The sequence below is a fragment of the Agrobacterium sp. CCNWLW32 genome, assembly GCF_037083425.1.
Classification (GTDB): Bacteria; Pseudomonadota; Alphaproteobacteria; order Rhizobiales; family Rhizobiaceae; genus Agrobacterium; species Agrobacterium radiobacter.
This window is the reverse complement of sequence record NZ_JBAOJM010000007.1, coordinates 23,834-40,503: the sequence shown is the minus strand read 5'-3', so window position 1 is coordinate 40,503 and position 16,670 is coordinate 23,834. Positions and strand designations below refer to the sequence as shown.

Here is a 16,670-nt window from a genome sequence, read left to right as displayed (position 1 = left end):
GACGCCCGTTACATCAGCGAATCAGCTTGCGACAAGAATTGTTGTTCCGTTTTGACCGACAATAAACATTAAACCCTTGCGCTCCCGCCTGCTCAAACGGGCGCTACTTATACGAGCGCGGACATATCTGGTTTCCCGCAGTGAAAACCGACCGACTGGGTAATTGGATTCGCAATTTTATACTCTATAAAGCTCTAAGATACGCAAACATCAAGAATAAACGCGCCCCCTCCAAATATTAACTAGGCTTTAAATGTTCGCCTGATATGACACGCACGTCGCGAAGATGTTAAGCGGCGGAAATTATTAAGCGGCATTCGCACAAGCTAGCGTGGAAAATCCGGGCCCCGTTCTCCGGCTCGAATTGCATGATGCCTTTCCAGCGCAGGTTCACATGAGCCATGTTCTCCACAATTTCGCTTTATTTGCGGATGTCGGACCGCTGTCATCATGGGCAGTGTCTGGCGGCAGATAGGCGTGACCAGTCGCCATTCGGTAAAGGACACGTTCATGACTTCGATTCTTTCCTCACTGTCTGCTGTGCAGATTTCCAAGCTTTCCACGTCCACCATTGCCAGCCTAACCTCTGAAGACGTGAATGCCCTTGACAGCACCAAGATCAAGGCCCTCTCGTCGTCTCAGATCGCTTCTTTGAGCACAGATAACCTTGCGCTCTTCAGCTCTGAAGACCTCCGGGCCATTTCCGTAAGCGCCTTTAAGGGACTGACCCTGACCCAGATCGCAAAACTGAGCTCCGCTCAGATCAGCGGCCTGTCGGCGTCTCAGGTTACGGCACTTTACACCAGCCAGATCGACGCCCTCTCAACCGACCAGATCAAGGCTCTTAACTCGGCTCAGGTCGCCGGTCTCAACTCCGCACAGGTTGCAACCCTGAACAGCAGCGAACTGGCTCTGTTCTCGACCGACGAAATCAAGGCCATTAGCGCCAATGCAATTGCCGGCCTTTCTGCGGCTGCACTTGCTGCCCTCAGCACCGAAAACGCCGCCGCTCTGACAAAGTCTCAGATCGCCGCCCTGTCTTCGACGCAGCTGAACGCCCTGTCCTCCGACAGCCTTGCCACCTTCTCCGCCGATGAAGTCAAGGCCATCAGCACCAAGCTCCTCGCCGGCCTCGACGTCACCAAGCTGAGCACTGGCAACATCGCCGCCCTGAGCAGAACGCAGATTTCGGCACTGTCCTCGGCACAGTTCGCAGCTCTCTCGACCGATCAGATCAAGGCGCTCAACTCCGATCAGATCGCCGGTCTCAGCTCCGCACAGGTTGCCACCCTGAACAGCAGCGAACTGGCTCTGTTCTCGACCGACGAAATCAAGGCCATCAGCGCCAATGCCATCGCCGGTCTTACCCTGGCTGGTCTCGGCACCGAAAACGCCGCCGCTCTGACAAAGACGCAGATCGCCGGCCTGTCTTCGACACAGCTGAACGCCCTGTCCTCCGACAGCCTTGCCACCTTCTCCGCCGATGAAGTCAAGGCCATCAGCACCAAGGCACTCGCTGGCATCGACGTCACCAAGCTGAGCACCGGTAACATCGCCGCCCTGAGCAGAACGCAGGCAGCGGCGCTTTCCTCGGCGCAGTTCGCAGCTCTCTCGACCGATCAGATCAAGGCACTCACCTCCGATCAGGTCGCCGGTCTCAGCTCCGCACAGGTCGCCACCCTGAACAGCAGCGAACTGGCATTGTTCTCCTCTGACGAGATCAAGGCTATCAGCGCCAATGCCATCGCCGGTCTTTCCGCCGCTGCACTTGCTGGCCTCGGTACAGAAAACGCCACCGCACTGACAAAGACGCAGATCGCTGGCCTGTCTTCGGCACAGCTCAACGCCCTGTCCTCCGACAACCTTGCCACCTTCTCTGCCGACGAGGTCAAGGCCATCAGCACCAGAGCCCTCGCCGGTCTTGATGCCAGCAAGCTGAGCACCGGCAACATTGCGGCCCTGAGCAGAACGCAGATTTCGGCACTGTCCTCGACACAGTTCGCAGCTCTCTCGACCGATCAGATCAAGGCCCTCAACTCCGATCAGGTTGCCGGTCTCAGCTCCGCCCAGGTTGCGACCCTGAACAGCAGCGAACTGGCACTCTTCTCGACCGACGAGATCAAGGCCATCAGCGCCAATGCCATCGCCGGTCTTACCCTGGCTGGTCTCGGCACCGAAAACGCCGCCGCTCTGACAAAAACGCAGATCGCCGGCCTGTCTTCGACACAGCTGAACGCCCTGTCTTCCGACAGCCTTGCCACCTTCTCCGCCGATGAAGTCAAGGCCATCAGCACGAAGGCTCTCGCAGGTATCGACGTCACCAAGCTGAGCACCGGTAACATCGCCGCCCTGAGCAGAACGCAGGCAGCGGCACTGTCCTCGGCGCAGTTTGCAGCTCTCTCGACCGATCAGATCAAGGCCCTTAACTCCGATCAGGTTGCCGGCCTCAGCTCCGCACAGGTCGCCACCCTGAGCAGCAGCGAACTGGCGCTGTTCTCGACCGACGAGATCAAGGCTCTCAGCGCCAATGCCATCGCCGGTCTTACCCTGACCGGTCTCGGCACCGAAAACGCTGCGGCATTGACCAAGACGCAGATCGCCGGCCTGTCTTCGACACAGCTCAACGCCCTGTCTTCCGACAGCCTTGCCACCTTCTCCGCCGATGAGGTCAAAGCCATCAGCACCAAGGCACTGGCAGGCCTCGACGTCAGCAAGCTGAGCACCGGTAACATCGCCGCCCTGAGCAGAACACAGGCCGCAGCACTTTCCACGGCGCAGTTCGCAGCTCTCTCGACCGATCAGATCACGGCCCTCGGCTCCGATCAGGTCGCCGGTCTCAGCTCCGCCCAGGTTGCGACCCTGAGCAGCAGCGAACTGGCACTCTTCTCGACCGATGAGATCAAAGCGATCAGCGCAAATGCCATCGCCGGTCTTTCCGCGGCGGCGCTCGCGGGCCTCGGCACCGCAAACGCCGCGGCACTGACAAAGACGCAGATCGCTGGCCTGTCTTCGGCACAGCTTGGCGCCCTGTCCTCTGATAGCCTTGCCACCTTCTCGACCGACGAGGTCAAGGCCATCAGCACCAAGGCACTCGCAGGCCTCGATGCCAGCAAGCTGAGCACCGATAACGTCGCCGCCCTGAGCAAAGCACAGGCCTCAGCGCTCTCTTCGGCACAGTTCGCGGCCCTGTCGACCGACCAGATCAAGGCCCTCAACTCCGATCAGGTTTCCGGCCTCAGCTCCGCACAGATCGCGACCCTGAACAGCAGCGAACTGGCACTCTTCTCGACCGATGAAATCAAAGCGATCAGCGCAAATGCCGTCGCCGGTCTCTCCACAGCTGCCATTGGTGGTCTGAACAGCGCCCAGGCCGGCGCTCTCTCGCCCCAGCAGCTCAAGGTCATGAACGATGCACAGGTCGAGGCGGTCATCAAAGCCTACAAGGCAGTATAAGACTTAAACGACCAGAAAACCTACGACGCGGCTCAGGGCCGCGTCGTAACATTTTAATTGCAGAATGCCCCAGAAGGACATTCAGTCTCTGTCATGGCAAAAATATCCATCATCATTCCGGCCTTCAACATGGCCAGTCTTATCGCCGAGACACTCGACAGTGTTCTGCGTAATGAAACCGAAATGGATATCGTCGTTGTCGACGATGCCTCCGCCGACAATACCTGCGACATCGTTGAGCAATACATGGCGCGGCACGCCAATATAAGGCTGATGCGCAGCGAGACGAACACCGGCCCGGGCGTCGCCCGCAACAGGGCGCTGGCGACAATCGACAGCGAATATTGCCTGTTTCACGATGCTGACGACCTCCTGCATGGGGGAGCCGTCGATACCGTTCTGCCCCTGATGGACGAGACGAATATCGATGTCGCGGCATTCAGATATAGCGTGCTGAGAACGGCCGGTGGCGCTCCTGGCGAAATGGCGCCTATCGACAAGAATATCTGGGATAGCGTCCTCGGTAGTCGCGACAGCGCCATGATCGATCTCGACTCGACCGCGCAATTCCTGGTGACGATCAACTACCCGTGGAACAAGATACTGCGGACATCTTTCATTCACCAGACGAAATGGCGCTTCTCCACGGCGCGGATCAACGAAGACATCCTGCCGCATTGGGCGGCCTATATGAATGCCGGGCGCTTTCTGGCCATTAACAGCAGCCTGACAACACATCGCCTCATCCCGGGACGGGAGCAGCATACGAGCACTTTCGACGAGCGCCGACTTGAAATGTTCGCGGCGCTGAAAGACACCGAAAAGCTTTTCCTGGAAAATCCGATCTTCAGGGCAAAATATTACCCGATCTTCATCGTCTTCAAGGCAGGTCTGCTGGAATGGGCGGCCAAGCAGATGCGGGAGGACCTGCACGGTCTTTTCCGGGAATATGTCGCACATTCATACCAATACTTCACAGACGAAGACTTCGACAGTGTCTATAGGATAAACCCGTCAATCGCTCTGGCGAGCTACAGGATGAAACATTCCCGTCGCTAGACATGTGAGCGATCCTTATTGCAGCACGACAGCATCAACGCCTCAGAAGCCGGCGCCTGACTGGGAGAAACCTTCGCCCCGCCGGGCCGCCGGCTGATCTGGACACGCAACCCCGCCTCAAACACATCCAGCCACAGGCAAGTTACCTGCGATAGCTAAATACGGCCCATCAACAGGCCGTTTTTATCTTCGACCCTTTGTCGCCTTGCCGCAGGATGTCATGACCGCCAACCACGTCTCTCCTTCAAATGACGACACCGCTCCCAGCGCACTTGATCTTGCGCGGAACCAACGGTTAAGTCTCATGGATCTGCTGAGCGTGACCGAGGCGCTCAATGCCGCCGGCCAACGAGCCGCTGCTGTGGAACTCTACAAGACCTGGGTCGCATTCAACGACAACAATCCCGTCATTCATCTTGCCTATTTCAACTATGCCGTCGCGCTCAGCCAGCTCGGCGACCGCGCGGGCGCCGTACAGGCATTCCGCGCCTGTTTGAAGGCCAATCCGCAATTCGCTCCCGGCCACATCAATCTCGGCCGTGTCCTTGAAGATAGCGGATTGATCGGCCAGGCTGTGGAACAGTGGTCGCATTATGCCGAGACAACGAAACATCTCGACGCCGAAGCGGTGGGCCATCGGCATATGGCCCTGCAGAACATCGGCCGGGTCCTCGAAGGCGCTGGAAAGCTTGATGACGCTGAGACCGCCTTGCTGCAGGCGTTCGAGTTGCGGCCGGAATTGCCGGAAGCAGGCCAGCACTGGGTGTCATTGCGGCAGCGGCAGTGCAAATGGCCGGTGCTTGCGCCCTCGAACCACGTCCCTGCCCGCAAGATGCTCGACGCCATGTCGTCGCTGACGCTGAGCTGTTACGCCGACGATCCGATGTTCCAGCTGGCCAAGGCATATCGCTATAGCAAAACGGTGGTCGGCACGCGCCCGGACCTCAGCCGTTTTCCGCGCAGATCACCGAAGCAGAAGTCCGGGACCGGTGAGCGGCTGCGCGTCGGCTACCTCTCGTCGGATCTTCGCGACCATGCCGTGGGCTTCGCTCTTTGCGAGGTTCTGGAGTTGCATGACAAGAACAGCCTTGAGGTTTTCGCCTATTATTGCGGTAACGTCCGCAACACTGACAGCACGCAGGAGCGGATCAAGGCGGCGGTTCATTGCTGGCGGGATATCCATGGCCTCGACGATGCCGCGGCGGCATCGCAGATCATTTCCGACGACATTGATATCCTGATCGACGTGAATGGCTACACCAAGGACGCTCGCACGAAGATTTTCGCCTATCGTCCCTCGCCTGTTATCGTCAGTTTCTGCGGCTATCCCGGATCGATGGGAAGCCCCTTCCATCATTATCTGATCTCCGACGGCTACATGATCCCGCCGGAGAACGACATCTATTACTCCGAAAAAGTCCTGCGCATCGCGTGTGACCAGCCGCTTGATCGCAAGCGCCCAATCGCCGCCCGGCCAAGCCGGGCCGAGGTCGGACTGCCGGAGGATGCATTCGTTTATGCCAGCTTCAATGGCATGCAGAAGATTACCGAAAGCTGCTTTGCGCGATGGATGACGATCCTGTCTGAAACGCCCGGCAGCCTGTTGTGGTTGCTGGCGGGCGATGAAGATGTCAATCAGCACCTGCAAGGCATCGCAGAAAAAAGTGGCATCGCACCGGAACGGCTCGTATTTGCGCCGAAGGTCCCGAACCCGCAACATATTGCCCGTATTGGCGTCGCCGATCTGTTTCTGGATACGTTCCCCTATGGCGCTCACTCCACAGCCGCGGATGCGATAACATCCGGCCTGCCCGTCCTCACCATGCCCGGCAAGACATTTGCGGCGCGCTTCTGCGGCAGCATCGTCACAGCAGCGGGTGTTCCGGAAATGATTTGTTCTTCGCCGGAAGATTATGTCGCACGCGCCATCGGTTTCGAACGCGACCGGAAGAGCCTTCTGGAGGTTAGAGAATCGATCGCCCGGCAGCGCGACACCAGCGTATTGCGCGATATTCCCGCTCTGGCGCAACGTCTGGAAGAGCTGTTCTGGCAAATGCAGGGCGAATGTGAGCGCGGCGAGACACCGGTGCCGGATCTCAGCAATCTCGATCTCTATTACGAACTGGGCGCGGAAGCCGTTTTCGAGAACATAGAGTTTGAAGACGAGCAGAGCTACCGCAACCGCTACCTCAAGAAGCTCACCCAGTGGCACGACTATGCGCCAATCCCCTATGACCGTCGCCTCTGGCAGAAACCGGACAACTGAGCGCGGACTATTCTCGACCGGCCGGGGCACGCGCTGCACGGCAGCTCTTCGATGCAAATCTTGACCGCCCGCCGGGCGACGTATGAACAGGACTGATTACCAATGTTCGCGGACGAAAGAATTGTCATTGTGGGCGCCGGGCTTTCCGGCGCAGTCATTGGCCGGGAGCTTGCACTGGCAGGCCATATGGTCGACATCGTCGACGCCCGCGATCACATTGCCGGCAATTGCCACACCGAACGCGACAGTGAGACTGGCGTCATGGTGCATGTTTACGGTCCGCATATCTTCCATACCGACGACAAGGAAGTCTGGGACTATGTGAACGGCTTCCAGACGTTCATGCCCTACAAGAACCGCGTCAAGACGACGAGCGGCGAGCGCGTCTATTCGCTGCCGGTCAATCTGCATACGATCAACCAGTTTTTCGGCAAGAATTTCCGACCCGATGAAGCCCGGGCCTTCATCGAGGAAAAGGCCGACAAGTCGATTACCGACCCACAGACCTTTGAGGAGCAGGCGCTACGCTTCGTCGGCCGCGATCTCTATGAGGCCTTCTTCAAGGGATATACCGAGAAGCAATGGGGCTGCTCGCCGACAGAGCTGCCGGCCTCGATCCTGAAGCGCCTACCGGTGCGCTTCAACTATGACGACAACTACTTCTTCCACAAATATCAGGGCATGCCGGAAACCGGCTATACGGACATGATCGAGCGCATCCTCGATCATCCGAACATCACCGTCAGGCTTGGCACACATTTCCAGCGCACCGAGGCGCCCGCCTCCGGGCACGTTTTCTATTCCGGTCCGCTTGACGGTTATTTCGACTTCGAATTCGGCCGCCTGGCATACCGGACGCTGAACTTCGAACGCTTCACCTATGACGGCGACTACCAGGGCTGCGCGGTGATGAACTATGGCGATGTTGCGGTACCCTTTACCCGCATCACCGAACACAAGCACTTTTCTCCGTGGGAGGAACATGCAGGCTCCGTCTGCTACAGGGAGTTCTCCCATGAATGCGGCCCGCAGGACATTCCCTATTATCCCATCCGGCTGGTCGAAGACAAAGAACAGCTTGCCGAATATGTGGCGCGTGCCGAACGGGAAGCGTCGGTAACCTTTGTCGGACGGCTGGGGACCTATCGTTATCTCGACATGGATGCGACCATTCGAGAGGCGCTCGATACCGCCCGCCTCTATCTCGCCAGGCAATCGGAGGGCGCACCCATGCCGGCATTTCTGCATTCGCCCGTCTGAGACGGATCTGTCGCGTTCTTCTCCATAACACCCGCCGGCTTTACCGGAGCTCGCCGACGTTTTGCCGCGACGGCATAACGTCCCTCGCCGGCGGCGTTAAAGACAAGTATCGCAAAGGGAGATCGGCTGAGACGTAGCAACTTCAGGTTCAGGCAAGCCCGATTGCGTAATCAACATCTGAAAAATGGTGGACCCGAATAACCGATGCCCCTTTGGGGGGCTTGGGCGGAAAATCCACCTGTTAAGCTTGGACTTTAGGATTTTTCAGACATGACGTCGATCATTTCTTCCCTGAATGTCAATCAGATCAGATATCTTTCGACAGAGGCGGTCGCAGCCTGGACAACCGACGACGTGGCGTCGCTTTCCACAACGCAGATCAAAGCGCTCTCGTCGGCTCAGATCGCGGCGTTGGATGTAGAGGATGTCAAAGTCCTCAACTCGCAACAGTTGAGCGCCATTTCGCAGGTCGCCATCGTTGGCCTGACGCTGGATCAACTCAATATTCTCGATCAATACGCCATTAAAAGTCTGAATTCGAGCCAGGTTTCTGCGCTCACCACCACCCAGCTTCAGGCCCTGACGACCGATCAAGCGGAGGCTTTGACCTCATCTCAGGTGCGCGCCCTCAGTGCGACGCAAATTGCCGCCCTGAGCGCGGAAGATATCGCAACATTCTCAACCGCTGATATGGCCGCGATCACGAACAGAGCCGTGCCGGGCCTGAGCACGGAAGTGATTGCAGGACTGACCCCGGATCAAATCGCGGCCCTGAGCACAAGCGCCGTTGCAAGCCTGACAACCGACCAGATCGCGGTCCTGAGCCCGGATCAGGCCGAAGCCCTTACGCCGGCACAGGTCAGGGTGTTGAGCTCGATGCAACTCGCGGCCCTCGGCACAGATGACATAGCGACATTCTCCACCGCCGACATCGCGGCGATTACCGTCAAAGCCATGCCGGGCCTCAGCACCGAAGCAATCGCAGAGTTTACCCCTGATCGGATCGCCGCCCTCAATGCAAGTGCGATTGCGGGTCTGACAATCGACCAGATCGAAAGCCTGAGCACCGCCCAGATCGCCGCATTGACGACGGCTCAGATTGCCGCGCTCAAAACAACGCACATCGCCGCCTTAAGCACGAGCCAGGTCGAAGCCCTGTCACCGGCACAGGTGAGATCGTTGAGTGCAGCACAATTCGTGGTCCTGAGTGCGGAGGATATAGCGACATTCTCAACCGCCGATATCGCGGAGATTACCGCCAAAGCCATGCCACGTCTGGGCACGGAGACGATCGGCGCGCTTACCAGAGATCAGGTCGCCGCATTGACGACGGCCCAGATGAACGCGCTTGGCGTCGCGCAATTCCAGGCCCTAAGCGCTGCTCAGATCGAGGCCCTGTCAACCGCTCAGATTGCCGCCCTCAACACAGGGGTGATCGCAAACCTGATCGCCGATCAGATCGAAGCCTTTAGTACCCAGCAGGTCGAAGCCCTGTCCTCGGCACAGGTGAAGTTGCTGAACTCGGTACAACTTGCGGCTCTGAGCGCGGAGGACATAGCGACATTTTCGACCGCCGATATTGCGGCGATCACGAGCAAGGCCATGGCCGGCCTCAGCACGGACGCAATCGCAGCGCTGACCACCGCCCAGATCGCAGCCCTGACCACCAGCGCCATCGCCGGCCTGACGGCCGATCAGGTCGAAGCATTGAGCACCGGCCAGGTCGAGGCCCTGTCGCCGACACAGGTGAAGTCACTGAGTTCAACGCAAATTGCGGCCCTGAGCATTGAAGATCTGGCGACATTCTCGACCGCCGATATCGCAGCCATCACCAACAGAGCCATGCCGGGCCTGAACACGGATGTTATCGCAGCCCTCACCACGGCTCAGATCAGTGCCCTGAGCACCAGTGCTATTACCGGCCTGACCTCCGACCAGATCGAAGCCCTGAGCGGCAATCAGGTCAGCCTTCTATCCGCCGCGCAGATCAAGGCATTGAGCGCAGCACAGGTCGCCGCCCTGGGCAACGATGTGACCGCCTTGTCCACCAACCAAACAGCCATGTTGAGTGCTGCGGGCGTCAAGGGTCTGACCACGGATCAGATTGCAGCCCTCAGCATCGATCAGTTCTCGGCCTTGACCACCGTCCAGATCGGAGCTCTCAGCTCGGGACAGATTGCGGCGTTGAGCACGGACAATATCGCATCGCTTTCCGTGGCCCAGCTCGCGGCAATGAGCACCTCTGGCATCGTCGGACTTTCGAGCAGCCAGATCGCCGCCCTCAGCACCGATCAGGTTTCCAGACTGTCGACCAAGCAGATGGGGCGGCTGAGCGCGGCACAGGTCGCCACCCTTGGTACAGACGACATAGCCGCTCTTTCAACCGCCCAGATTGCCTCCCTGAGCGCTGCGGGCATTGCGGGACTTAGCTCGCAGCAACTGGCGACCCTCAGCACCAGCCAGGCTGAAGCCCTGACGAGTGCGCAGATCGTCAATCTCGGCTCCACACAGATTGCACAGCTGGGAACGGACGATCTGGCGAAATTCACGACCAAGGACATTGCCGCGATCAGTTCGAGTGCGATCTCAGGATTGTCGGCGGAGACCATCGCCTCCCTGACGACAGCCCAGATCGCCGCCCTGAATATGCAAAGCATCGCGGCGTTGAGCACCGTGCAGATCGCGGCCCTGAGCATCGCCCAGGTCGAGGCCTTGACCACCGCCCAGGTCAGCGCTCTCAGCTCCAAACAGATAGCGGCCTTGAGCGCGGACGACATTGCAACATTCTCGACCAAGGACATCGCCGCGATCAGTCCGAATGCGGTCGCGGGTTTATCAACGGAAACCATGGCGTCGCTGACGACAGCCCAGATTGCAGCGCTGAGCACGGCGGGCATTGGCGCACTGAGCACCGGGCAGGTCGCCGCCTTGAGTACCGCTCAGGTCGAGGCCTTGACCAGCGCCCAGGTCGGCGCACTCAGCTCGACGCAGGTAGCGGCCCTGGGCGCAGACGATATCGCAACGTTCTCGACCAGAGACATTGCCGCGCTCAGTTCGAATGCGGTCCCGGGCCTGTCAACGCAAACCATAGCGTCGCTGACAACAGCGCAGATCGCCGCGCTGAGTACGGCCGGCATCGGCGCGCTGAGCACGGGACAGGTCGCCGCCTTGACTGGCGATCAGGTGGACGTTCTGACCAATACCCAGATTGCTGCGCTCACCTCCAAACAGGTTGCGGCTCTCAGCGTGGCTGACATTGCCTCGCTTTCGGCGGCCCAGATCGCCGCCCTCAGCACCGGCGGTATAACGGGCCTGACCACTGATCAGATCGCGGCCCTCGACACCACGCAGGTCGAGGCCCTGACCGATATCCAGGTCGGTGCTCTCAGCTCGAAACAGATTGCAGTCTTGAGTACGGATGACATAGCAACGTTCTCGACCAAGGACATCGCGGCGATCAGTTCGAATGCCGTCCCAGGTCTGTCAGCGGAAACCGTGGCGTCGATGACCACGGCTCAGATCGCAGCGTTGAGCACGGCCGGCATTGGTGGACTGAACACCGGACAGGTCGCCGTCCTGACCAGTGATCAGGTGGACGCCCTGATGAGTACCCAGGTGGGTGCCCTCACCTCCAAACAGGTTGCGGCTCTCAGCGTGGCCAGCATCGCCTCGCTTTCGGCAACCCAGATAGCCGCGCTCAGCACCGCGGGTATAGCCGGCCTGACCACTGACCAGATCGCGGCCCTCAACACCGCTCAGGTCGAGGCCCTCACCAGTGCTCAGATCGGTGCTCTCAGCGCAAAACAGATTGCGGCGCTTAGCGCCGATGATCTTGATACATTCACCGCCGCCGAACTGGCTGCCATCAGCTCGAGTGCAATCTCGGGCCTGTCGACGGCTGCAATCGCTTCGCTGACGACAGCTCAGATCGCGGCCCTGGGCACGGCGGCGCTACCCGGCCTGACCACCGACCAGATCGCGGCGCTCAGCATCACCCAGGTCGAGGCCCTCACCAGCGCCCAGGTCGGCGCCCTCACCTCCAAGCAGGTTGCGGCTCTCAGCGTAGCCGGCATCGCCTCGCTTTCAGCAGCCCAGATCGTGGCCCTCAGCACGGCGGGCGCGGCAGGCCTGACCGCTGATCAGATCACGGCCCTCAACACCGCTCAGGTCGAGGCCTTCACCAGCGCTCAGATCGGTGCTCTCGGTTCGAAACAGATTGCGGCCCTTGGCGCCGATGATCTCGATACATTCACCGCCGCTGAGCTGGCTGCCATCAGCTCGAGTGCGGTCTCGGGCCTGTCGGCAGCAATGATCGCTTCGCTGACGACAGCTCAGATCGCAGCCTTGGGTGCGGCGGCAATGCCGGGCCTGACCACGGACCAGATCGCCGCCCTCGGCACCGGTCAGGTGAACGCGCTGACCAATGCCCAGATCGCCGCCCTCACCTCCAAACAGGTTGCGGCTTTGGATACGGCCGACATCGCCTCCCTTTCCGTAAACCAGATAGCTGCTCTGGACGCCAAGGCGATCGCAGGCCTTGGCAGCGCGCAGACCGGCGCGTTGAGCATTGAACAGGTTCAGGCATTATCCACCCGTCAGATCGCATCGTTGAATTCGGATGCACTCAAGGGCCTGTCTGCGGAGATGCTGGAAACCTTCTCGACAGAAGAACTCGCCGCGATCGGCTCAAGCGCGATAAAGGGACTGTCCACGGGCTTTATCGCCGCTCTTTCCACCGCTGAGGTCGCAGCCCTCAGTACGGCTGGCGTCGCCGGATTGACTGGCGATCAGATCAACGCCCTTGGCAGGGATCAGATCGAAGCACTCTCTACAAGCCAGATCACCGCATTAAGTTCGGCCGGACTTGCGGGGTTGACGACTGAAGATCTGGCAACATTCTCGACCGGCGAGCTTGCTGCCATCAATTCGACGGCGATCAGGGGGTTGTCCACCGCCGTTGTAGCGTCCCTGTCGCCTCAGGAGATCGCCGCCTTGACGACAAGCCAGGTGGCCTCGCTGAGCTACGGCCAGATGGCGGCAATGGGATCTGCGCAAATCGGAGCGCTGTCACTGTCCCAGGTCAGCGCCCTCAATGCGATGCAGGCAGCCGCGCTTGGCGGCGACGACCTCACAACATTTTCCACCGAGCAGATCATTAGCTTGAGTTCGAGCGCGATCTCGGGATTGAGCACCGGTACGCTCGCTGCCTTGACAACATCCCAGGCGGCCGCCTTCACGCCAGGTCAGATCGCCGCCATGACCTCGGCGCAGGTTACGGCATTAAATAGCGCAAAGCCCACAAACAGCTCCGTGCAGGATATCGCCTCCTTCATCTCAACCACCGAGCAGCAGGCTGCGACCCCGGACAGTGCGGCCGGGACCGACACATCAGCGAACGCTTCGAGTGAGACGCAGGAGGCGTCTGACGTCGCTGCAACCATTTTGTCCTACCTGGACGTCTGACTTTCGCTCGTGAGCAGACCTGAAAACCGGTGAAGCCCCAGCCGGCTTGACCACCATGCAAGCGCATAGATGGATGGCAGTTCCGGGCTCATGTCGCCCAAAAGCAGAACACCGGGGATCAGGTTCCAAAACCTCCGATCCCCGGTGCCAATGTTCAAAGCGGTGCTTTTAGTCCCTCAGCTGAGGCCGGCATAAGAGCGGGACAGGGATCAAAACTCCTCCCAATTATCCGCCGCGGTATTCAGTGCCGCATTGCCGGAAAACGCAGCCTTGATCCTGCCGCCCAGGGCGCGGGCGGGAGAACGAGCGGGCCTGTCGGCAGGTGAAGCCGAACGCACTGGCGCAGCGGCCTCGCTGAACGAACCTTCCGACAGTTTGAACTGGGCGATGAGCCCGTTCAGCGAAGACGCCTCGCGCGCAAGGCCGTGGCTGGCGGCAGTGCTTTCTTCCACCATGGCGGCGTTCTTCTGGGTGTCCTGATCCATCTGGTTCACGGCCGTATTGATCTGCTGAAGACCTGAGGATTGCTCCTGCGCCGATTCCGCGATGGCCGCAACGTGCCGGTTGATTTCCTTCACCTCCGTCACGATCAGTTCCAGCGCCCTGCCGGTTTCGCCAACCAGCTGTACACCCTGCTGAACCTGCCCGTTCGATGTCGTGATCAGGTTCTTGATCTCCTTGGCGGCGCCGGCGGAGCGCTGCGCCAGTTCGCGAACCTCCTGCGCGACAACGGCAAAGCCTTTGCCCGCCTCTCCCGCACGGGCTGCTTCAACGCCCGCATTCAGCGCCAGAAGGTTGGTCTGGAACGCGATCTCGTCGATCACGCCGATGATATTGGAAATCTCATTGGCGGATGTCGCGATCTGCTCCATTGCCGCAACGGCCTGCTGCACCACCTCTCCGGACTTTTCAGCGCCGACTTTTGCGCGGCCGACGAGGTGACCCGCTTCCTGCGCCCGTTTCGTGGCGTCTTTCACCGTCGTGGTGATCTCTTCCAGCGCAGCCGCAGTCTCTTCGACGGCGGCAGCCTGCTGCTCCGTGCGTCTCGCCAGATCGTCTGCCGCAGACCTGATCTCGTTGGCGCCGGCATCGATGCCGCGTGCGTTCTGCGCCACCTGGCTCAAGGTCGACTGCAACTGCTCCGCAGCCCGGTTGAAATCACCACGGATACCGTCAAGGCCGGAGACGAATGGCTCAACGATCCGGTAAGTGACGTCGCCCTGGGCGATCTTCGAAAGGGCTGTGGCAAGATTGTCGACGGCAAACTGTACATCGGCAGCTTCCCTGGCCTTCTGTTTCTCGCGCTCGATCCGGTCCTTTTCCGAAGTCGACCGGTTGGCCTCCGTTTCATTCTCAAGCCGGAGGCGCTCGATTGCGCCTTCGCGAAATGCCTGAACGGCGGCGGCCATCTGGCCAACTTCATCCCTGCGATCCATTCCGGCGATTTCGCTCGCCGTATCACCCGCCGCCAGCGATTCCATGCGTGCACGAAGCCGCGCAATCGGGGTGGTGATGCCTCGGGAGGAAACAAGCAGGCCAAGTGCGATCACAGCCAGAGAAACGAGCGCGAGCGTAATCAAACCCGTCCAGATCGTCGTATTGGTGCTGGCTGTAAGACGCTCTCTCCCCTCATTCATGACCTGGATGAGCTGCTCATTGCCGGCACTGATCTTCGGCGAGACTTCGGCAATTTTTCGAAGCACGTTAAGCGCCATCTGCTGCGCTTCGGCGCGTTGCCCTGCCTGCATGAGGGCGATGACCTGATTACCGATCTCTTCGACTTCGACAACACCCTTGAGGATATCGCGGGCGGCTTCCGTGCGCGCCGGCACCAGCTCCATGATCTTGTTCTGGCGTTCCTCGAGTTGCTTACGGTCGGCTCTAAAGGTTTTGACGGCAGCTTCGAAATCGCCGCTGGCCGGCTCGTTAAGGCTGGCGCGAAGCATCTGCATGCCGAGCGCATTGAGGTTTCCGCTGGTTCTGGCGTTCAGAACCGCAGCAAGGGCCTCATGGCCGATGAAGTCGCTATAGACGTTGTCGGTTTTTTGATATTGCAGGCTGACGTAGCTTATTCCGGAAAGCGACATCAGGCTCATCAGCGAGATGACAAAAACGACCTTCGTTTTTATCTTGGTATTCTTCAGGAAAGACATGAATGGCCTCAAGGCAAGCACTCCTCCAGCCGCCCTCGCGGGAGGCCGGGGAATATATGATGAAACATCGCGGGTAGCTGTTGCCCCTCCTCATAGGGCGACAAGCGAGCGCCATTTTCGAACCGCCGCCAGGCAGGCCGAGGAGGCTTCACTTGTTCTACCGGCTCCGCCGATGAAACCTTGGAACCTGCGTATTTTAGATTTCACAAAATCACTAAATGAAGTGTTACCCGGACTATGCAATTGCTGACAATCCGCTGCACCGCAAACCCGTTCAGGCATCATTTTCACGTGTAGCGGCGGCCTCTGCGGCTATGCCGGAAACCGACGCCGCAAAGCTGACCGACATCGCGGTGGCTCTGCCCCGCAACGGATGATTTTTCGGATATTTCTCACGTCAGGTCATGAAGGGCTTTGCCGAGCGGAGGTCCAACACGGAACTCGGAAAACCTGACCTCCAGGCCCTCGCGCTCCGGTGTGCAGCACATGGGCCCGACCTGATAAAATTGCGATTTTGGAAACGGGCAAAGTTTTAGAAGAGGCCAGCGGATTCCATCAGCGGATGTTTGAACGCGCAGCACGCCATCCGCAACGGTGACGCGCAGATACAGATCAGACGCGTCGCCTGCGTAGGCAGTTGTGGACCAGTCCGAGCGCCCCAGAGTCAGCACATTGCCGATGCAGGCAACACCGTCCGACAATTCGATACCCGCCTTGATCCAGTGTGACTCATCAATCCGGACCATGATCCCTGCCTGATCGTACAGTTCCTCATAACGTCCATGGATCCGCAATGAAGCGGTGAAATCCCCCTGCCATTCCATTCCGAAGAAGTGCCCGCTATCGCGCGTAAAGCCATAATAGGTCTCACGCCAGAAATCGGAGCCTTTATCAGTGGTGACGTGGAGGACCTGGTTATCGAGCGACCATTGCTGCGGCTCATTATGCCAAACACACCTCTCGAACATGGGTATCCCTAGCTTCGTTCATACGACGGAATCGGTGGAGTTATACGT

At 59.4% G+C, this 16,670-nt stretch carries 7 protein-coding genes; 5 read left to right on the top strand and 2 right to left on the bottom strand.

What is annotated here, in order from left to right; all coding sequences use genetic code 11:
- Positions 1 to 510: 510 nt before the first annotated feature.
- The 5 genes from V6R85_RS15950 (at position 511) to V6R85_RS15930 (ending at position 13,501) form a co-directional block, all read left to right on the top strand.
- Positions 511 to 3,453, top strand: coding sequence for a beta strand repeat-containing protein (locus V6R85_RS15950; protein WP_112295898.1), 2,943 nt, complete (start codon positions 511 to 513; stop codon positions 3,451 to 3,453).
- A 93-nt stretch (positions 3,454 to 3,546) separates the two neighbouring features.
- On the top strand, positions 3,547 to 4,512 hold the full coding sequence (locus V6R85_RS15945; protein WP_112295886.1) for a glycosyltransferase: 966 nt from the start codon (positions 3,547 to 3,549) through the stop codon (positions 4,510 to 4,512).
- A gap of 220 nt (positions 4,513 to 4,732) precedes the next feature.
- Entirely contained in the window at positions 4,733 to 6,778 is a 2,046-nt protein-coding gene (locus V6R85_RS15940) for an O-linked N-acetylglucosamine transferase, SPINDLY family protein (protein ID WP_112295887.1), read from the top strand.
- Positions 6,779 to 6,880: 102 nt separating this feature from the next.
- Positions 6,881 to 8,038, top strand: a complete 1,158-nt coding sequence (gene glf, locus V6R85_RS15935; protein ID WP_003510423.1) for a UDP-galactopyranose mutase — start codon at positions 6,881 to 6,883, stop codon at positions 8,036 to 8,038.
- Positions 8,039 to 8,308: 270 nt separating this feature from the next.
- Positions 8,309 to 13,501 carry a beta strand repeat-containing protein gene (locus V6R85_RS15930; protein WP_336377079.1) on the top strand — a complete coding sequence of 1,731 codons (5,193 nt, stop codon included), beginning with the start codon at positions 8,309 to 8,311 and terminating at the stop codon, positions 13,499 to 13,501.
- 209 nt (positions 13,502 to 13,710) lie between these two features.
- On the opposite strand, the gene V6R85_RS15925 is transcribed toward V6R85_RS15930, so the two are convergent.
- Positions 13,711 to 15,654: a methyl-accepting chemotaxis protein gene (locus V6R85_RS15925; protein WP_112295888.1), complete on the bottom strand. Its 1,944-nt coding sequence runs from the start codon at positions 15,652 to 15,654 to the stop codon at positions 13,711 to 13,713.
- Between the two features lie 392 nt (positions 15,655 to 16,046).
- Entirely contained in the window at positions 16,047 to 16,622 is a 576-nt protein-coding gene (locus V6R85_RS15920; RefSeq protein ID WP_060723754.1) for a DUF1349 domain-containing protein, read from the bottom strand.
- Between the last annotated feature and the right edge of the window lie 48 nt (positions 16,623 to 16,670).